Source organism: Pseudomonas sp. GL_093 (assembly GCF_057837605.1).
In genome coordinates, this window is record NZ_JBYQNN010000002.1 from 246,269 (window position 1) to 262,358 (window position 16,090).

Annotated in this window: 26 protein-coding genes; 9 read left to right on the forward strand and 17 right to left on the reverse strand. The window is 53.3% G+C overall.

Features of this window, described 5'->3' with window-relative positions; all coding sequences use genetic code 11:
* The first annotated feature begins 11 nt into the window (after positions 1-11).
* From AC3IUE_RS33995 to AC3IUE_RS34005, 3 genes are all read left to right on the forward strand, one after another.
* Positions 12-257: a hypothetical protein gene (locus AC3IUE_RS33995; RefSeq protein ID WP_489269312.1), complete on the forward strand. Its 246-nt coding sequence runs from the start codon at positions 12-14 to the stop codon at positions 255-257.
* A gap of 87 nt (positions 258-344) precedes the next feature.
* Positions 345-821, forward strand: a complete 477-nt coding sequence (locus AC3IUE_RS34000) for a hypothetical protein (protein WP_489269314.1) — start codon at positions 345-347, stop codon at positions 819-821.
* 68 nt (positions 822-889) lie between these two features.
* A complete protein-coding gene (locus AC3IUE_RS34005) occupies positions 890-1,105 on the forward strand; it encodes a hypothetical protein (RefSeq protein ID WP_489269316.1) in 216 nt (71 codons plus the stop codon).
* A gap of 137 nt (positions 1,106-1,242) precedes the next feature.
* Here the strand turns inward: AC3IUE_RS34005 and AC3IUE_RS34010 are convergent, their stop codons facing one another.
* The 12 genes from AC3IUE_RS34010 to AC3IUE_RS34065 all read right to left on the reverse strand — a co-directional run bounded on the left by AC3IUE_RS34010 (position 1,243) and on the right by AC3IUE_RS34065 (position 6,532).
* Complete coding sequence (locus AC3IUE_RS34010) at positions 1,243-1,572, reverse strand: hypothetical protein (protein WP_489269318.1); 330 nt, start codon at positions 1,570-1,572, stop codon at positions 1,243-1,245.
* 89 nt (positions 1,573-1,661) lie between these two features.
* Positions 1,662-1,925 (reverse strand): hypothetical protein, encoded by a 264-nt coding sequence (locus tag AC3IUE_RS34015; protein ID WP_489269320.1) that lies wholly within the window; start codon positions 1,923-1,925, stop codon positions 1,662-1,664.
* Entirely contained in the window at positions 1,922-2,185 is a 264-nt protein-coding gene (locus AC3IUE_RS34020) for a hypothetical protein (RefSeq protein WP_489269322.1), read from the reverse strand. The genes AC3IUE_RS34015 and AC3IUE_RS34020 overlap by 4 nt, the downstream gene beginning before the upstream one ends.
* A gap of 649 nt (positions 2,186-2,834) precedes the next feature.
* Positions 2,835-3,149: a hypothetical protein gene (locus AC3IUE_RS34025; protein WP_489269324.1), complete on the reverse strand. Its 315-nt coding sequence runs from the start codon at positions 3,147-3,149 to the stop codon at positions 2,835-2,837.
* 83 nt (positions 3,150-3,232) lie between these two features.
* Positions 3,233-3,487 carry a hypothetical protein gene (locus tag AC3IUE_RS34030; protein ID WP_489269326.1) on the reverse strand — a complete coding sequence of 85 codons (255 nt, stop codon included), beginning with the start codon at positions 3,485-3,487 and terminating at the stop codon, positions 3,233-3,235.
* Positions 3,488-3,490: 3 nt separating this feature from the next.
* Positions 3,491-3,691: a hypothetical protein gene (locus AC3IUE_RS34035; protein ID WP_489269328.1), complete on the reverse strand. Its 201-nt coding sequence runs from the start codon at positions 3,689-3,691 to the stop codon at positions 3,491-3,493.
* Positions 3,692-3,780: 89 nt separating this feature from the next.
* The gene (locus AC3IUE_RS34040; protein WP_489269329.1) at positions 3,781-4,377 is read right to left on the reverse strand and encodes a hypothetical protein; all 597 of its coding nucleotides are present in this window, start codon (positions 4,375-4,377) and stop codon (positions 3,781-3,783) included.
* Between the two features lie 11 nt (positions 4,378-4,388).
* On the reverse strand, positions 4,389-4,580 hold the full coding sequence (locus tag AC3IUE_RS34045; RefSeq protein WP_489269331.1) for a hypothetical protein: 192 nt from the start codon (positions 4,578-4,580) through the stop codon (positions 4,389-4,391).
* Between the two features lie 123 nt (positions 4,581-4,703).
* Positions 4,704-5,018: a hypothetical protein gene (locus AC3IUE_RS34050; RefSeq protein ID WP_489269333.1), complete on the reverse strand. Its 315-nt coding sequence runs from the start codon at positions 5,016-5,018 to the stop codon at positions 4,704-4,706.
* Between the two features lie 80 nt (positions 5,019-5,098).
* Entirely contained in the window at positions 5,099-5,470 is a 372-nt protein-coding gene (locus tag AC3IUE_RS34055; protein ID WP_489269335.1) for a hypothetical protein, read from the reverse strand.
* A 10-nt stretch (positions 5,471-5,480) separates the two neighbouring features.
* Positions 5,481-5,747: a hypothetical protein gene (locus tag AC3IUE_RS34060; protein WP_489269337.1), complete on the reverse strand. Its 267-nt coding sequence runs from the start codon at positions 5,745-5,747 to the stop codon at positions 5,481-5,483.
* A 251-nt stretch (positions 5,748-5,998) separates the two neighbouring features.
* Positions 5,999-6,532, reverse strand: coding sequence for a hypothetical protein (locus AC3IUE_RS34065; RefSeq protein WP_489269339.1), 534 nt, complete (start codon positions 6,530-6,532; stop codon positions 5,999-6,001).
* A 208-nt stretch (positions 6,533-6,740) separates the two neighbouring features.
* Between AC3IUE_RS34065 and AC3IUE_RS34070 the strand changes: the two genes are divergently transcribed.
* A complete protein-coding gene (locus tag AC3IUE_RS34070; protein ID WP_489269341.1) occupies positions 6,741-6,998 on the forward strand; it encodes a hypothetical protein in 258 nt (85 codons plus the stop codon).
* Between the two features lie 487 nt (positions 6,999-7,485).
* Here AC3IUE_RS34070 and AC3IUE_RS34075 read toward each other — a convergent pair whose 3' ends face one another.
* The 5 genes from AC3IUE_RS34075 to AC3IUE_RS34095 form a co-directional block, all read right to left on the reverse strand.
* The gene (locus AC3IUE_RS34075; RefSeq protein ID WP_489269343.1) at positions 7,486-8,652 is read right to left on the reverse strand and encodes a hypothetical protein; all 1,167 of its coding nucleotides are present in this window, start codon (positions 8,650-8,652) and stop codon (positions 7,486-7,488) included.
* Between the two features lie 199 nt (positions 8,653-8,851).
* Complete coding sequence (locus AC3IUE_RS34080) at positions 8,852-9,322, reverse strand: hypothetical protein (protein ID WP_489269345.1); 471 nt, start codon at positions 9,320-9,322, stop codon at positions 8,852-8,854.
* Positions 9,323-9,333: 11 nt separating this feature from the next.
* Positions 9,334-9,696 (reverse strand): hypothetical protein, encoded by a 363-nt coding sequence (locus tag AC3IUE_RS34085; protein WP_489269347.1) that lies wholly within the window; start codon positions 9,694-9,696, stop codon positions 9,334-9,336.
* An 8-nt stretch (positions 9,697-9,704) separates the two neighbouring features.
* Positions 9,705-9,890: a hypothetical protein gene (locus AC3IUE_RS34090; RefSeq protein ID WP_489269349.1), complete on the reverse strand. Its 186-nt coding sequence runs from the start codon at positions 9,888-9,890 to the stop codon at positions 9,705-9,707.
* 91 nt (positions 9,891-9,981) lie between these two features.
* Positions 9,982-10,176, reverse strand: a complete 195-nt coding sequence (locus AC3IUE_RS34095; protein WP_489269351.1) for a hypothetical protein — start codon at positions 10,174-10,176, stop codon at positions 9,982-9,984.
* A 169-nt stretch (positions 10,177-10,345) separates the two neighbouring features.
* On the opposite strand from AC3IUE_RS34095, the gene AC3IUE_RS34100 reads away from it, so the two are divergent.
* From AC3IUE_RS34100 to AC3IUE_RS34120, 5 genes are all read left to right on the forward strand, one after another.
* Positions 10,346-11,215 carry a prepilin peptidase gene (locus tag AC3IUE_RS34100; protein WP_489269352.1) on the forward strand — a complete coding sequence of 290 codons (870 nt, stop codon included), beginning with the start codon at positions 10,346-10,348 and terminating at the stop codon, positions 11,213-11,215.
* Positions 11,216-11,245: 30 nt separating this feature from the next.
* Positions 11,246-11,425, forward strand: a complete 180-nt coding sequence (locus AC3IUE_RS34105; RefSeq protein WP_489269354.1) for a hypothetical protein — start codon at positions 11,246-11,248, stop codon at positions 11,423-11,425.
* A 284-nt stretch (positions 11,426-11,709) separates the two neighbouring features.
* Complete coding sequence (locus AC3IUE_RS34110; RefSeq protein WP_489269356.1) at positions 11,710-13,101, forward strand: hypothetical protein; 1,392 nt, start codon at positions 11,710-11,712, stop codon at positions 13,099-13,101.
* Between the two features lie 96 nt (positions 13,102-13,197).
* On the forward strand, positions 13,198-13,848 hold the full coding sequence (locus AC3IUE_RS34115; RefSeq protein ID WP_489269358.1) for a hypothetical protein: 651 nt from the start codon (positions 13,198-13,200) through the stop codon (positions 13,846-13,848).
* A 177-nt stretch (positions 13,849-14,025) separates the two neighbouring features.
* Positions 14,026-14,850 (forward strand): hypothetical protein, encoded by an 825-nt coding sequence (locus AC3IUE_RS34120; protein ID WP_489269360.1) that lies wholly within the window; start codon positions 14,026-14,028, stop codon positions 14,848-14,850.
* Positions 14,851-16,090 lie beyond the last annotated feature (1,240 nt).

Below are 16,090 nucleotides of genomic sequence, written 5' to 3' on the forward strand. Positions count from 1 at the left end.
AAAGGAAATACATGTCAGAAAAAACGCAGTTTTGCATTCAGATCAATGGCGGCCAAGAGCAGACGTTTGAAGTGCAAACAGGCGAGTACACGCTTGCCGCAATCGCTAGTCTGGCATTACTCCATTATGAGAAGCAGGACGACTATGACGTGGTAAAAATTTGGGTGCCTAAGCTTGTCGCTGCTGGGCATGGCCCGTACTTCGTCGGCTGGGATGGTCACACACCAGTGCGTCCTGCTGATGCCCGTAAGTGGTGACTCAGGGGCACGCTTGTGAAGCACAAGGGGTCGCTTACTGCGCAGGCACCCAACACAACCGGGAGACATAACTAGGAGCAGCACTGGATGAAGGTTGAAGGTATCGAGGTTCCGGTTTCAACTGAGCTGGCGGTGATCAAGCGCATGCAGCTTGATGTGTTTCGCGCCAGCGACCTTGAATTGATTGTTGGGGCTGTCGAGAGCGACCGCACGGGAAGTTATTGTGTTCGAGTAGCGGATCGTCTGATTGGTCGCATGAAGAAGGCGGGCCGCATCACAACCTCTCTGCGACCGTTCTGGAACTGGACTGGCGACAAGGACATTTCCGCGCTGCTCGACCTATCGGCCTTCGTGTGGGATCTGGTATACGTTGCTGGTAACCCGGCAATGTTCAGCGCCCATACGAGGAACGCGAGTAACCCGCTCACGCGTGAAACGGCACTGGCTGGCGCCAGCAAAATTGCCATGAACGGGTGGCGAGTTTGGGTGGTTCACGCCACCACGGGTGACCGTATTTATGAGAGTGAGGCTGAGAAGGCCTACAATCAATCACAGAGCGCATAGCGCCTAATTCCAGCCGGTTCATGGCGCGCCACTTGTGCGCCGCATGACGGCTAACTAAAGAGCTGATCATGACAAATCGCACACCAGTGCTAACAGACGACGACTTCGATGCTGTTTCAAAAAAGCTGAATGAAATTATGCAGGCAGTTGCTTCCGGAGAACTTTCGACCAAGAAGGCTGCTAACGGATTGGCCCAGTTAATTCACGGGGTTGACTGCGGTGCACCTGCCGAAATCGAGGCTTTAACAGCACCAGGCCTAGAGTGGTTCATTCATATCAATTGATCATTGGGAGTGGTGCTGACCGCCCGTTTTCAAGTGAAAAAAAACCCCGACATTGTTCGGGGTTTTTTGTGTGCGTGGTGAATCAGCGTCTACCTTATGCTGGTTCTGCCCGCACCGTTGTAGCGCCAGCAAACTCCTTAGCGCGACAGGCCTTCACTCAAGAGTCTTTCCAGCGATTCCGCTGCCGCTCGGATGATCCCTTGAAGCTCAGTGGCGTCTTCCTTGCTGATGGTAACGATCCAAAAAATCGAAGACTCGTGGTCTGAAACGTAGCTCACGTCAACCGCGTCGATTTGACCCGCCACCAGGTGCGGTTCGAAGCGGAGAAACTTGCACGGTGCTCGCAGCTTGATCAGCGTATGAAGCAGGTCGATCTGCAAGGTGCAGGTGGGGAATACCGAAAACTTCCCCTCGGCTTTGTCGCCGCCAATGATTTTGTAAGTGCGTTCTGTGTTGATCTGGCTCATTACATCGTGTCCTTGTTGTTGCAGGTAGTGGGGTTGCTGGTCGAGCGCCAGCAAGGAAGAAGCAGAGTACCGGGGCGGAGTTTACGGGGTTATTCGACTTGGATGTCGGGAGCGCTAGGCGCTTCGCCGAAGGTGTGCATGAATGCTTCCCTTGTCTCCTCTAGCGTGGCGAGGAGTTCTTTGCCGGTTGCTTGATCCATTCCCCCGCTGATAGTCGCCCCGATGATCAGGCTGAAAGCTGAGACGTAATAGATGTTTGCGCGGGGTTGGTCTTTGTTCTCCACAGCATTGCGGAACTGAATCAGCACACTGGCAAGCGTGCTGGCAAAAATCACTGCTCGGTCCTGTTTCACTTCGATTCCTTTCGGAGTTCGGTCACCTGCTGTACCAGGTCAAGAAAGGCCTGATCCTTGGGGCCACCGTTCATGCGGAATGACCACATGAGCGTGAGGGTGTAGTTGTAGGTGGCGGCATCCATCTCAACGAGCTGAGTACCCAGGTCGAACGGATAGGTTAGGGCGTCTGACAGGTGCAAAATGAGATCCTGCAAGCGTGGTCGCTTAAGGATCTCCTTGGACTGGCGGGCGAATTCACTGGTTGCTGCAATGACCATGCTCTTTTCCTGTGCGGTCGCTGTGATGCGAGGATTGCAAATAGCTGTGACTGGATAATCCCGTAGGCGCTAGCTTTATAGGGGGCGTGCAGGTGGAGCGGGGAGCTTTCTTTGATTTGCTTCAACTAGCGAGGAATAGAAAATAAAAAACCAGCGACAGGTCGCATCAAGCTCAGTCCAGTATCGAAGATCGACGACCCAAGCAAACACAAGAGGCAGGCCAATAGAAATCCTAACCCAGCCCCCAAGATAAACATCCAAGGGCTCAACGTGATGACTTGCTTCGGCCATGCTTGTCGAGATGCGCGCTGTGGAGGGGAATGTGCTTTGCCTCCGCTCACGATTCCTTCACTATCTCTCCGAAATGCCTTGGGTTGGTAATAGGCACTTTTCACTTTGTCATCAGTGTTTCGAGTACTCCCTAACTCATTACGGTCTCGCACAGATCATCATCCTCTACAGCCCAGTTCCTTCGTGGTTATCGACATTTTCCCTGAAAAACCTACACCGCTTCAAATTGGGATTTGGCTGCTGGTCCTGAGGTGCCAGGCTGATGATTCAGTGGGCTACAGGGCCAGATACTACCTCTGGATCGGTCGAAGCCGCTTGAAGTTGGGCAGCGCCGTCATGCAACGCCTCCTGCCCAGTATCAGCGGTTCCGATCAGCCTTGCGCCAGGTAGTGATTCGATCCACAAGCTTCTCTAAAAACGTGACTGGAATCCTATCCATGATCGGCGCGTCAATCTGGTTAAAGTCTGGTTTGCGACCGGATTCCCAATTCAGGATCGCTTGGTCTAATGTCGCCATGTACTCAGGGACACCACGCTCTCCACGGGCAAGGTCTTCGTAAGCATCGCGATAGGCCTTTAGAAACGCTAGCGTTCCATTGCCCCCAGCCGATATTTCAGCAGTATGGCGGGCCATCGCCTTTATGGTTACTTCCGGGTGTGTGGTCGAGCCCATTCAGCTGCCTCTTCTGAAAAATGTTATGCATTTGTTGTTGCATTGGGGTTGCGCCAGCATTGCTGGCGCTCATTGAGACATGGCTATCGGTAGGCCTCAACCAACCAATCACCACGGCATGCGAATGCGGTGGCCCCGCCAGAGCCGCCTACACCGACCGCTGGCTGCATGTAACCGCCAGATTGATCCCAATCCTCGCAGGCTTGCTCAATCTGGTCGAGGCGCACCTTGAAGCGCTTCGCAGCATCCCGGAAGGTGGGATAGGTGGTGCCAGCGCCAGCGGTTTCAGCGTTCCTGGCAAAACCATTCGCGAAGTCGAAAAGCTGCTCAGGTGTCATGCGCTATTCCTTTCGAAGCTGCTTGGCGTTCTTGAAATAGAACAGCCCACCAGGTTGCGTGCTGACCTTCTCGGAGGCCTTGCTGATCGCCAGTTCGTAGCTATCCGCGAAGACAGACACTTCGGCCGGTTGACCATCATTGTTTGCAAATTGGATGAGCCAGTTGGGCTCCTCCGTTCCAATGACTCGATCCGATGTAGACATGTGCTTCTCCTTTCGCAATTTGGGGGCCGGATATTTCACTGACTCAAACAAAACCCGGGCCGTTGACGATCATAGTCCTCGCTGACAAATCAGAGGTCAATGAAGGTCGGGGCGTGTATTCGCGCCAGCAGCTGTTCGGCGGTCTCGTCATCCCAACGGCCTTCATCACAGATGAAAGCGTTGCGGTCGAAGTCGTAAAGATTATCGACCTCTGGAGTACAGTCGATCAAAAGCGCCGCACCGAAAACTACTCCACCTTCAAGAACGGCAACGTTGCCTTCGCCAATGACCAACGCCTTGTTGGGATGGGCTTCAAGCAGCTTCTGATATTCAGCGATCACTTCGTGGAATTTCATCAATCGACCTTGCCCTAAGTCAGCGTAGGCGGTGATCTCCGGGCGAGTCCCACTGGCGAACACTTTGTTATGCTTGCGAACGAGTGCGGCAGCTACCGAAGACATTCCCCAGTGGGTCGGGGCGCATTCGTCGCCTAGAATGGTGGAAAAAGGGTCAACCATGTCGTCCGCATTTTCATCCACGCGGAAGCAAACCAGCGTTTCCGGCGCGTCACTCTCCGCCCACTGCTTGTAATCTCCGAGCGGGCATGTCCCCCAGATCAGATTGCGGTGTATTACTTGAAGTTTGGTGATCAGTTCTTGTGTTGCTTGGGGTACGGAAGTACGCATCGTGAATCCCCTCAGTTTTTATTGGTCGGTTGGGACGGGAGGCGCTTTTGAATTTCTTCGGCTGTGAGCTCCTCCAGCGGAACAAGGCAAGTCGCGCCGCGACACACCAGGATCATGCGAACGCCATCCTCAAACACGCCTTTATAGTCGGAGTGTGTGTTGCGATAGATTTGATCGAGCTGGGCCTTGGTAGCTGGAGACATAGTTACTTTCCTTGAAGGGGCTTTAAAACATGGCCCATTGTGAAATATATTTCTCTCTGTGTAAAGAAGTATATTTCCCGCCTGTGCTAGTGTTTTAATCGCGGGATCAAGGAATTGAGCTCGCTAGAGGGGGGTGTGCTGCGAGACTCCGTCAACAGATGCTAAATACGCCTTGCGGCCAAGTTCGGTTAGGCCGTACCACTTTTCTGGATGTGTACCGCCTACATCCTTTCGTAATTCAATCATGCCTCTGGCAATCATGGATGCCAGGGCGGCGCGCGAAAATCGGCGATGACGTGGATCGTCCAGGCTGCCGCCGTTGGCGCTGAAGCCACCAACTGCCTCCATGATCAGCCACTTCGCCCGCACGGCATCAATCAAGCGTCGACAGTCGTTCTTTCCAAGCTCTAACAGCATGCGTTCTTCGGCTGCGTTCATGTTGCTATTCGCTTCCCGATCTGACTTGGCTCAGTGCCCAAGCCCCGCAACGACGGGGCGGTGTTCCGCGTATGTCCTGCCTAGTCCTCGATCTGCTCGCGTGCAGCGATTTCGATTGGCAGTCGTGCTTCAAACACGGCAAGAACTGCCAACGCAATCAGAAACTCATGGTCATGGGGTTTCCGTTCGCAGTAATCACCGTCCAGGTAATACGAGAGGCACTTCAGCAGCACTTCAAAGGGCTCGTCGATTTCTTGCGGGTCGCGTGACATGGCCGGGGGATTGAATAGTTTTCGGCTTTCCTCACTCTCAATCGCCCCGTTGAATGCTTCTTTCGCTTTGCCCACCAGTTCGAGTGCCCAAACAAGATCGCTATCGTCAAGGCTATCCGGGGTGTCGTCATGGTAGAGGCTCAGAAAGCCCATTGCTTTTTCTGCATCCAAGTCATTCATCACAGCACTCCTAGGCATCCTTTTTTTCGATGCCAACCTTGAAGGCGTAATCTGGTATTTCCCAGTTTGGGAAAGCGAAGTGGGTGCGGTTGTACGCAGGTACTTTCTCGGCAAAAACCGAAGTCCCCAGCATCCCGAACACCTCCATTTTCAGCCAGCCTCGTTGGCGAAACTCGGCAAAAAGCTCTGTCCCGAATGCAATGCCCACATTGGGGCCCACGCCCGCCAGCGCTGCATCCAGCTCTTCTTTGATTTCCAGCAGTTTGTCGTCAGTCATTATTTTCGCCTTTCTATGGTTTGTTGGTTTGGGCTCATAGCCTTAATGAGGTTGCGTTCCGTTTTTGCACGCAGGACACCATTGCCCTTTTGATGGGCTCGCAACGGCGGCGGGTGACCCGCAGTACGGACAGACGATAGGTGTGCTTCCTGACATATGTGATGCCCTCCAGAACGACATATGGACGCTTGCTGAGGCGCATATGCGGTATGTGTTGGAGCGCCTGACGACGCCCCGAGCCCTTCAGTAGATCAAGTAGCTGTTGATACTTGGTAGCGCGTAACAAAATCCAGGCTGAGATTGGCCCCGGAGCTAATCAGTAGATTCGCTTGAGGGCTGGCCTTGGCTTCTGCTCGCTTCAGGCCAAACGACTCGTAGATCGGCCAGCCGTAGTGTAATGGTTCTACCGCCTTCAGCCCCAGCACTTGCTCAACCGAAGGCAGGGCATCGTCGAGCGCCTGACGACAGAGCGTGTGGTTAAGCTCACCGATGACGCGGGCCAGCCGCACAGAGGGGAGCCCCATGTCGCCCAGCGCCTCATAGTAGGGTCGCTGGGTCGGGGTTGATTGAGATGGCATGGTGTTGGTGATCAATTCGCGCATTTTCTCAGCTGCTTCAACTGGCTGCATCACGCCGGGGCCCAGACCTTGGATGCCAGTGAGCTGAATGGTCTGGATCACCTCGTAGCCCTGGCGTTGAAAGTAGGGGCACAGCACCATATCCACATTGGCCCCGAGTGCGCGGGTCTGATCAATGAGTGCTTGAAGCTCGTTGTTGTGAGTCATGGCTGCTAGTCCGACTGGTAGAAAAGTTGCCGGATTGTGAAATATATTTCCCTGCTGGTAAAGCAATATATTTCCCTGTCGCGTTAAGCTGGTGAGGGAGTTCTCCCAAATGGAGCACACACAATGCCAAATGCATCGGGAAATATATTGCTTGCGAACACCCTTGAGCGGTCACATAATGAGCGGACGAATTAAGGAGTAAGTACGCATGTTCAAGCTTCAACTGAGCGAGCTCCACTTCCCAAGGGGCGGGGCCGGAAAGTCCAGCGTTACCCGGATGGTGGTGGAAGAAATGACCCGTCCAAAGGGCAAATGGCGCGAATACTGGACGCTTCATCTGGCCAAAATTTCACCGAACAACCGACTGCCGCGCAATTTCAAAAAGCCGCAGCCTTTTGATCTTGATTCGCCCGGAAACGTAAGCCGTGGATTTCCAGGTGTGTTTACTGGTGAGCGTTCGAAATAGCGACTATGGCAAGTCTCGGTGATAGGGTTTGGGTAACCAAGCCCACCGCTCACCACTCAAATAGTTGAGGCGCAGTCTTGCCTATGTGTTTTCGGGTTTTTCACGGGCTGTCGCAAAGCGATCATGAGGTAGCTTTGACCTGAACAATTTACGACCCTCCAACGCCAGCAACGCCCTTTGCGGGCTGTCCTCTCCTTGAAGCCCAACAGACGTGATCAAGCGTCTGACAGCATCACGCTGTTCTGTCGTCCAATCCCCAATCGACTTGGGAAGGCTCAAGATTAGCTGCGCGTCACCCTTTGCTAGGTCTGCCAATAATTTCCGTTCTGCACGGCTGAGACAGGCTACCTTCAGAGCGTTTAAACCCTTTCCTTCGATTGTGGCTCGTTCACCATGGCCAACAGCCGGTAGCCCTACCCGAACCATTCCGGCCGCCCATGCGGCTTTAACGCTTTTGTAGAACATTATCCTTCCTCACGTTCACCGCTTAAGCAGTGATAGAAATCCGATCCCACCAATTCAGAAGCGCGCCTCGGGCGAAATACTGGAATGTATGGAGGGTAATCGGTGCGTCCTTAGGTACCCATTGGGCGTTCATGGTCTGAACCGAAAGTGAGGTGATAGCGCGCTCAGCTGGTACGTTATCCTCACCCCACTGATCTGGTTGTCGGCACATGGGGGCGGGGAACGGAATACCAGCATGCAATGCATGCGAACGGAGTGTGTAAACCGTCTTCAGGATTGGCAGAAGGCCAGACCAAGTCCACTCAATCTTCATCCACTCCAAGCTGGGTCTTTCAGACGGCTCTGTCGGCATGAACGCCTCACAGAACATCAGGAATTTCTTGGTCGATCCAAACAACCCCTTAAGATCATTCGCGACTTCGTTCAACAAATCCTCTCCACCCGCATTTACGACCATTCTGGCCAGCTCGGGCTTAAGCTCCTTGAGGTTTTCAGTCGACGAACCAGCAGAAGAAAACTGGGCATTCGCTGCAATCTCGATAGAGGATACAAAGAGCAGCCAGGCTAGATGGGGCTCGGTCTCAGAAATCCATAAGGCGTCCTGATATGCTCGTGCAGCCCTAACCAGCTCAATATAGAGACCAGCATTCAACGTTGGTATTGTTCTTAAACGCACCTGGATGTCGTCCAGTAAGACATCTTTAGGAGTGGGTATGATTGGGCGCTCGGGGTTGACTGAAAGGGATGGCGACGGGCGGGAGCTGTATGTCACGAAACGCCCAAGGCGATCACTCCCATCAAAGTAACGATTTGCGTCGCCAGCCTTCAGCCGAATACCTAGCGCCAGCGAAGTGAGTGCTGTGATTTCCTCTGGGAGGTAACCACCATGAAAGCGTTTGACGTCAGTTTTTAGAAGATCAGATGCGCTTACACGTTCCTGCCCTTCAAAAATGAAGGACCGCAGTACCATTACGATATTGGCGTTGGTCCCCGATCCCATGGGTAGTGCATTTAGAAGCGCATAAGGACCAAGCCCGCTAGCTATTTCGCCACGGACCCCTACATCTGAAAACAGCGGATACTCCGATCCGCCATAACATTCCTTGTTGCCCGCCTGTTCCAGCTCAATGAATTTTAGCCAGTTAGATTGCGATGGTAAGCGCGGCGGGGTGAGGCTCGAAGTTGCCATTTGATTTTCCCTGTACCTGACGTGTGTTATAGGCAGTGTGGGCAAGTTGCCGTTTTAGGTGCCCAACCATTCTTGCCCCGCGCCGTGACCTGATGTCCACACGCTAATCTGCATGCCCATAAATGCTGCCAAGAATGATGGCCAGTTCGGTAGCAGTCCAAAACCTTCTTTCGCTTCACCGGCTTGTTCCCCTCCCTTCTCACACTGCGGTTCGTTCCCAGCGTAACGTGCTTATTGCTTTGAATTGGCTGATGCCGACTGATCCACGTTCGTTTCTGGCTTTTGATCCGGGCCTATTCAATAGCGCCTCTATCGCAGGCCTTTCGGACTCATAAATCTGGAACGCGTTGTAGTCCGCATCCAGCAACACCAGGAGCACGGTATCGAAGGGCTGGTTCAAGTCGATAGAACCGACCCGGCCACCACGAAGGCGAACGTTCGGAAAGTACCGGCCCTTGATTTGAATCCTGACAGGCAATCCATCCTTGACCTCAGTAGCGTCGTAACCGGCCTGCCTGGCAAGCTCAAGCTGTAAGCCAAGAATCCGCGCCGCCTCGTACTCGGCAATTTCGCCAGTGACGCCCAGAGGCTTGCCCGTGAGGTGGTAGTAACGCCTCGCCAGAGCTTTGGCATCATGAAGGATCTGGCGAACCTCATCGGTAGCGTCCAAGCATAATTTCCTTACTGCGCAGGCTCATTGCTGTTGATGATCTTGAATAGCTCTGGACCAAAGTCCGCCAAGGCATTTTGGTCTATCAAGTGAGTTCTGAGCCTGTCGAACAAAACACGTTGGCTTTCAAGCTGTGCACGCATGGCATCGATACGACTGGCGTGTTCCAGGGAGAACGTGACTATCATTCGCTCGGCTTCTTGATACTCATCACCGGCCGAGGCAAATGGAACACAAAGCTTTACCAATTCGTGAAACTTGCGGGCGTTTGAGAGATTCCCGTTTTTGCGCCATGCAATAAGATCGGCAGCGAGGGTGGTGAGGTTCCCTTCAGTGAAGCCTCGGGCGGCAATGCGGTTGAGTTGAGCGCTCATAATTGTTCCTATGCGGTTGCGAAGCGGCGATTGAAGCGGCCAATAACGCGCTCTGCACGGCGGCGATTGTTGAAAAACCGAACAGGGGAATCAGGCTCAGTTACACCGGGAAGCGCTCTGATTTCACGGGCGGTGTACTGCACGCCAACCGCGTAACCATGCTTTACGCTGTGGCCTTCAATGAACAATTTCATGCTGATAGCCGTTCCCATAGAGTCTGCGACTGTCGAAAGCCTACTTGAGGAAGATGGCTTTCGACAGCCCTGCCTTGCGCAGGGCTGCAAACTAGCAACAGAGGTTCACCGAGTAACCACGTGGCACGTTCAATTCGAGCGCTACGCCTGCGTGACTGACTTGAAAGGTGCGGATTGTCTCGCCTTCGGAAATTTCGCACACAACAACAGCTTCCGGAGCATCCCCAAGCCAAACCTCGATCCTGTCGCCTTTTTCAATCGTCTCAACTGCGGTGCTGATGCTCATCGGGTCTCCAGCGTCTGTTCGTTATGGTGCGCCTATTGTGAAGCATATTTCATAAGTAATAAAGAAGTATATTTCCCTGATTGCTTGCGGCATGAACTAAAATTCGCGTCGCTTGCGGTGGCGGCTACTCTGGTATAGTTGATCTATACCGAATAAACGAGCAGTTGCGATGGATGCATATCAGCTATTGGAAGAAAGCCGTTTGGCTTTTGTCATTTTTGCAGGCGTCATAGGGGCCTTGGTAGGCAGCTTTCTGAATGTCGTGGTTTATCGCCTGCCGCTCATGCTTGAGCGCGAATGGTCTGAGCTGGCGCGGGAGCAACTTGGGTTGCCTCCAGCGCCAGCGGGCCCGAGGTTTAACCTGATGCTTCCACTCTCGGCGTGCCCCCGATGCAGTCATCAGATACGTGCCTGGGAGAACGTCCCAGTTTTGAGCTATATCGGCCTTCGGGGCAAGTGCTCCAACTGCAAAGCGCCGATCAGCGCGCGCTATCCAATCGTTGAAATTGCCAGTTGCGTGATGTCAGCCGTTGTTGCTTGGCATTTCGGTTTTGGTTCGCAGGCCATGTTTTTGATGGTTCTGACATGGGGCATGTTGGCGATGAGCCTGATCGATATCGATCACCAACAATTGCCGGACTCTCTGGTACTGCCGCTTTTGTGGGCCGGGTTGATCATCAATTGCTACGGCGTCGTTACATCTCTCCAGAACGCTGTTATGGGCGCAGTAGCGGGCTATCTATCCCTGTGGGGGTTGTACTGGGCTTTTAAGCTGGTAACCGGGAAAGAGGGGCTTGGCAGGGGAGACTTCACGCTGCTGGCGATGATCGGTGCTTGGGGGGGCTGGGGCGTTATTCCTTTCACCGTTCTACTTTCTGCGGTGCTGTGTGTCCTGGTGAGCGGAGCTTTCATGGCCGCTAAGCATTCAAAGATTGATACCCCTGTCGCGTATGGCCCCTATTTGGCAATTGCTGGCTGGATCTCTCTAGTTTGGGGGGAGCAGATATCTCATGCATTCCCTCAGCTGATAAGCGTGTAACTCCCTAAACCCTACAAATCGAGAACTCAAATGGCCATCTCACTTGCCGACGTCGAGCAGCAAATTGGCGCGTTTTTTGGTGGTACCACGAAGCGGGAAAGACCTGCGCCAGCGGAGTCTCGCGACAATAAGGCACGACCTGGTGATGCAATGGCGCTTGCCAATACCGGGTCCGATGGTAAGTCGGCGATGGGTGAGATGGGCCGGTAATGCGGAGTAGTTGCAGTCCTCAACAGTGAGCAGCACGCGGAGCGCTTGGCCATGAAGCGAGCTTCACATTACGCGACGGTGTGTGGCGGCACAGCCGCTTACATCACCAGGATCTACGGCTATAAAAATCTCGTGTGGTTCAGCTGCTGGCGGCGAAACGGATACAGCCTGCGAGACTCACTGACGCGTGTTCGCGAACGCCACCGGCTTCAGCGAATGGCGGAGTCCATCACCCCCGCCCCAGTACAGCGATAAACCCGCCATCGACGCCCGGAATGATTTCAATGACTCACGCACAACTCCCCCATATACCCCGCGTCAATTTGCCTGGGCACAAAGGTTCCGCCAGCGCCAGCACCGGCAACAGTGTTTTAGCTGGCAAGGATGGAATGCCGTTGCTGGTGTTCCGGGGCGAGCATGGTATCGCTGGCGCGCATGATGAGCCTTTGCAGACTCGCTGTGGGAGTTACACCTTCTGCACTATGTCGGCGGCAAACCTTTACGCAATTTCCCCGAATACAACCTCTGAGATTGCACAGCAGCCGCGCATTTATCCAGCCTACTTGACGATGAACAATCCCTTTTCGAGTGATGGCGATGATCCATTTCTGGATCTGTCACTGATCGAGGCTCATCTTGGTCACTCGGATGCAATGCGGATCGCAATCAAGTTTTCAGAGCGAATTTCGAACACTGGGAATTGGATGGAGGAAATCAATCCGGACAGAGAGTTCTATTCGGTTGAAGAATTTCTTGAGCGTCACCCGGAACGTTTGGGCGAACTATATTTTGACGCTTACCCATTTTATGACGATGCAGAAGTCATAGCGCTCCTAATCTCCAAGGGGTTCGACGGTGCAATCCACTGTGGTAATGGTGAGACGTCTGGCGATAGCGAGTACCGCGTCTTCAGCCCTGACCAGGTAACCTTCGCCCTCAGCTCTCAACGAGCAAGTCCAGCTTTGGACCTGGCTAACACATCGTCCAAGTCGCTCTTTGATTTGTTGAAGTCAGCAACTCGAAACACAAGCTTTGGTGCTCAACCAGACCCAATTGCCAGTCAGCTACTCGGCAACGCTGGTGTTCAAAACGATCTGCGATTGCTTGAGTTAAAACTCTGGGATCTAGGGGTTGAGGTGCAGGGGGTGCATGGAGCTGGGGCGAGCTCGATCGTACTTGACGCTGGAGATTTTGTTGTCCGTTTGGGTGGGGGCGAAAGCTTGGCTCGCCCTTTTATTGCCGAGATGCTTCAAGCGCCAGCGTTTGGAAAAACTGGAAGTATTCGTTGGGAAGTTTTGCCGAAGGTGGATACCGCGAGCATTACCGGCGCAGATGTCGACACATTGGCTGTCTTGTTGGCGGACAAGGGGAGTCCACTGATCGATGCGGGTACCGATAACCTCGGAAGGCTCCCAAGCGGGAAACTGGTTGTAATCGATCCTGGTGCAATACGCATGCTGGCTCACCGTTCTGCGGACAGTGAAGAGACCGTGGCCGAGTACCAGGCGGGGCTTCCTTGTCTCATGACCAGCGCTGGCTGGAAGTCGCCAAGCCCAAGGTTGTCCGTTGAGGTCATGCGTGCGGCCATTTCAAAATGCCTAGATACTTTGAACACTCAGATTGCACACAAGCAGCATTTGAACCCCGTACATGTGCCGATGCAGCTGAGGCGTTGAGAGCTTTTACGCCAAGTCGGGAAATATATTTCTTGATCGGCAGGGAAGTATATTTCACAATGGCGTATCTTTTTAGGACTCACAGGAAGCACCTCCATGCTCAGCGACGTATTAAACCAAGACGAAATCTGCGACATGGTGGACGCCCTTGTCAGCATGATTCAGGACAAAAAAGACTTCTGTTCAAAGGATCAAGAAACAGCGCAGGAAATAGCCCGCCTTGAAAGCCTATTGGGCAAAATCAAAAGTCAGCAGTTGGATTCCAATCTGCTGACCCATGAACCTCACGAGGTCACATTTGCTGTCTTCTCCCTGCACGCGAAGGTCACTCCGCTCAGCAATCACGGCCGCCGTTGGCAAGTGACCTACGGACCGACCTATTCAGCTTTCTCTGATGCTGGAGACATTGCTGGCGCGCTCAAGGACGTGCACGGCGGTGCGGTTAACAACGCGCTGTACATGAATGAGCGCGACACCCCCAATGTGGGTGTAAAGCCTTCGATGCCGCCAGCTGAAGTCCTGAAGGAGTATCCAGAGATTGTTGCGCTCTTCACTGCGCCAGCGACACCGCCAACTTTGACTCCAGAGCAGCTCGCGTTCGTCGATACCCTTCGCGTCCAAGGTTTTGCTGTCGTCGTGTTCAGCCCCGCCGATCTGGCTGGGGTCCATGTCGAGAACTTCCATAAACGCATCCTCGCCGACGGCTGGGATCACATCGAAGAGATGAAGGCGCTGGCAAGCAACTGACAGTTGCAAGTTGCGTTGGAGCGGCTCAGTGACTGTTACCCGGTATCGATCTCTGTGTTTCCAACGCTACTTGAGGCTCAAGGGGAGTACCTGGGCCATGTGCAGGTTTCTTCCCTTTGCACAACACCAAACCTAATAGGGCAAGGGTGCCGCTGAGGCACTTTAGGAGAGCAATACATGACCGAAGCAGTGATGCTGCCTGTGCCGCTGAATGTCCGGGCTACCGATAAAGATACGGAGCTCGAAATAATCCAGGTGAAGGCCGGGAGCTACGAACGCACTCACGTCATCCTCATCGAGACGAAGCGTGAGAATCACCTGGAGCATTCGGGTGGGCTGCACTACGGTCGGGCATCTATAAAAGTTCGTGCCATCTACCTGGCTGGAGATGCTTTACGGGGGGGCGATCCGGTTGGTGATATGGGTGGTCGCATGGATAGTCAAGGTCGAACAGTAAAGCTCACCAACGGCGGCGTGATGATACGGGGCAACTTGCGGAACCTTCACATCGGCTCGTTCATGTTCAACAAAATCATCGCCTGGGCGCAAGAGTTCGATCAGAACTTCAACATTGTGCCAATAGGTGTTGTTGCGGCTGATGCAATGACCAAAGAGGACAAGGGCATACGCAACAAATTTTACGAGAATGCAGGTCTCAAATTCATTTGGGATGAAGGCAAGTTCGGCATCGAGGGGCGCACTGATCCTCGCCTCACTGTCGGGGATCTCAAGCTGAATAAATACTGGCCAAACATCGAGCGTGATTACCATCTGGGGGCGATAGAGAGAACCTGGCGCGATCTCGAATTGGCCAAAGACCACTCCAAGGGCCTGAAGGTCGCCAACCGTTACTACCGGCGAAGACTCAACCGTTTGGAAGGTCGACTCAGCATCGCTATGTCCTTCGTGAATTGGCCCATGTACTTGGTTCTCTTCTTCGTTGGGCTTGTGGCTGGGCGTGGACTGGAGTGGGCTCAGGCGACCTTTCCATGGTTGCAATAGCTGGTAGCTGGCGGGCGCAGCACACGAGCACTTCAGCTGTGTCACAGTCTGGAAAACAAGAATAAAAGGGAAAGGAGAAAAGGAAAGAAGGGGGGCGTGGTGAGCCCCCTGTAGCAGTTGGAGTTATCCGCTAATAAACCGTGTTCTGTCTCCTGATTTGTTGGCGGTTCATCTCTTGGTTTTGGCGTAAGCTGTCTCTTTCGAATAGCGAATATCGGTCCTTTCGTCTCCCGGATTCGGGTGGTTTAACCTGTTTTCGAGGTCACACGATCTGAAATAGCCTGCCTTCATCTCTTGCCTGACCGAGAAATACGAGGGATTTATCTCTTGGCTCGCCTTCTTTCCCTGTGGATAACCGAGTCACATCTGATCGATTTGTGACCAATTTCCAATATAGAGCCTTCTATCTCTTGGTTTTCAGCGGTTTCATCTCCTGCCGTGCCAGAGCCCGCCCATACTGTTATTGAGACGGGTTCGACTTTGCGGAGGGGGTCGACGACCGTGATTCGCGTCTTACTATCCGCAATAAGTTGGGTTTTGTCTGTGGTATCACACTGAATCCCTGTGATCCTCAGTGGCAACGCTGCGGTTGCAGACGGAATAGCCACTATTTGTCTCCTGCCCTAACTGCCAAGGTTAAGTGGCTGCTTTAGCCCCGTAAACGCCTGAATGATCCCGGAAAATGCTGGGAGCTTCGAGTATCGGTCTGTTTATCTCTTGCCTTTCAAGTGTTGATTAAACGCCGATCTGTCTCTGAGGGTCTGTGTGGAATACCGCCCATATCGACGGCTAGACGATCTGTAGTCAACCCGCAGCCAGATTCGAATTCGTTGGCCACTCGCCAAGCAGGTGGTGAATAACCGAGGGAATATCTCTTACCCCCAGAGCTACCGGATCGCTTGCTGCTTCTGGCTCGCAGACATTAAACGCCGATTTGTCTCCTAGGGGGCTCGGGGCCGACAGGCTATGCCGTGCTGCATGGTCACGGTGGCCATACAATATTGTGTTGCCAGGTAGGATTTCTATTTGTGAGTGACATTCTGGGCTACTCGCGCCAGGCGGGCGTGAGTTACGCAAATATTCGCTATTTTATCTCTTGCCTCAAAAAGCCGATTAAATAGGGATTTATCTTCTGGTTAAGCAGGGTTTCATCTCTTGCCCCTGTTGCGAGCCAGTGGTGTGGCCGTCTACTGTTCAGTTTGACTGTTCTCAGCCATCCATACCCCAAAGGAAATACCGG

What these genes read in the sequence shown, in the direction of transcription:
- AC3IUE_RS33995 (WP_489269312.1), top strand. Translation starts at nt 12, where the DNA reads ATGTCAGAAAAAACGCAGTTTTGCATTCAGATCAATGGCGGCCAAGAG.
- AC3IUE_RS34000 (WP_489269314.1), top strand. Translation starts at nt 345, where the DNA reads ATGAAGGTTGAAGGTATCGAGGTTCCGGTTTCAACTGAGCTGGCGGTG.
- AC3IUE_RS34005 (WP_489269316.1), top strand. Translation starts at nt 890, where the DNA reads ATGACAAATCGCACACCAGTGCTAACAGACGACGACTTCGATGCTGTT.
- AC3IUE_RS34010 (WP_489269318.1), bottom strand. Translation starts at nt 1,572, where the DNA reads ATGAGCCAGATCAACACAGAACGCACTTACAAAATCATTGGCGGCGAC.
- AC3IUE_RS34020 (WP_489269322.1), bottom strand. Translation starts at nt 2,185, where the DNA reads ATGGTCATTGCAGCAACCAGTGAATTCGCCCGCCAGTCCAAGGAGATC.
- AC3IUE_RS34025 (WP_489269324.1), bottom strand. Translation starts at nt 3,149, where the DNA reads ATGGGCTCGACCACACACCCGGAAGTAACCATAAAGGCGATGGCCCGC.
- AC3IUE_RS34030 (WP_489269326.1), bottom strand. Translation starts at nt 3,487, where the DNA reads ATGACACCTGAGCAGCTTTTCGACTTCGCGAATGGTTTTGCCAGGAAC.
- AC3IUE_RS34035 (WP_489269328.1), bottom strand. Translation starts at nt 3,691, where the DNA reads ATGTCTACATCGGATCGAGTCATTGGAACGGAGGAGCCCAACTGGCTC.
- AC3IUE_RS34040 (WP_489269329.1), bottom strand. Translation starts at nt 4,377, where the DNA reads ATGCGTACTTCCGTACCCCAAGCAACACAAGAACTGATCACCAAACTT.
- AC3IUE_RS34045 (WP_489269331.1), bottom strand. Translation starts at nt 4,580, where the DNA reads ATGTCTCCAGCTACCAAGGCCCAGCTCGATCAAATCTATCGCAACACA.
- AC3IUE_RS34050 (WP_489269333.1), bottom strand. Translation starts at nt 5,018, where the DNA reads ATGAACGCAGCCGAAGAACGCATGCTGTTAGAGCTTGGAAAGAACGAC.
- AC3IUE_RS34055 (WP_489269335.1), bottom strand. Translation starts at nt 5,470, where the DNA reads ATGAATGACTTGGATGCAGAAAAAGCAATGGGCTTTCTGAGCCTCTAC.
- AC3IUE_RS34060 (WP_489269337.1), bottom strand. Translation starts at nt 5,747, where the DNA reads ATGACTGACGACAAACTGCTGGAAATCAAAGAAGAGCTGGATGCAGCG.
- AC3IUE_RS34065 (WP_489269339.1), bottom strand. Translation starts at nt 6,532, where the DNA reads ATGACTCACAACAACGAGCTTCAAGCACTCATTGATCAGACCCGCGCA.
- AC3IUE_RS34070 (WP_489269341.1), top strand. Translation starts at nt 6,741, where the DNA reads ATGTTCAAGCTTCAACTGAGCGAGCTCCACTTCCCAAGGGGCGGGGCC.
- AC3IUE_RS34075 (WP_489269343.1), bottom strand. Translation starts at nt 8,652, where the DNA reads ATGGCAACTTCGAGCCTCACCCCGCCGCGCTTACCATCGCAATCTAAC.
- AC3IUE_RS34085 (WP_489269347.1), bottom strand. Translation starts at nt 9,696, where the DNA reads ATGAGCGCTCAACTCAACCGCATTGCCGCCCGAGGCTTCACTGAAGGG.
- AC3IUE_RS34090 (WP_489269349.1), bottom strand. Translation starts at nt 9,890, where the DNA reads ATGAAATTGTTCATTGAAGGCCACAGCGTAAAGCATGGTTACGCGGTT.
- AC3IUE_RS34095 (WP_489269351.1), bottom strand. Translation starts at nt 10,176, where the DNA reads ATGAGCATCAGCACCGCAGTTGAGACGATTGAAAAAGGCGACAGGATC.
- AC3IUE_RS34100 (WP_489269352.1), top strand. Translation starts at nt 10,346, where the DNA reads ATGGATGCATATCAGCTATTGGAAGAAAGCCGTTTGGCTTTTGTCATT.
- AC3IUE_RS34105 (WP_489269354.1), top strand. Translation starts at nt 11,246, where the DNA reads ATGGCCATCTCACTTGCCGACGTCGAGCAGCAAATTGGCGCGTTTTTT.
- AC3IUE_RS34110 (WP_489269356.1), top strand. Translation starts at nt 11,710, where the DNA reads ATGACTCACGCACAACTCCCCCATATACCCCGCGTCAATTTGCCTGGG.
- AC3IUE_RS34115 (WP_489269358.1), top strand. Translation starts at nt 13,198, where the DNA reads ATGCTCAGCGACGTATTAAACCAAGACGAAATCTGCGACATGGTGGAC.
- AC3IUE_RS34120 (WP_489269360.1), top strand. Translation starts at nt 14,026, where the DNA reads ATGACCGAAGCAGTGATGCTGCCTGTGCCGCTGAATGTCCGGGCTACC.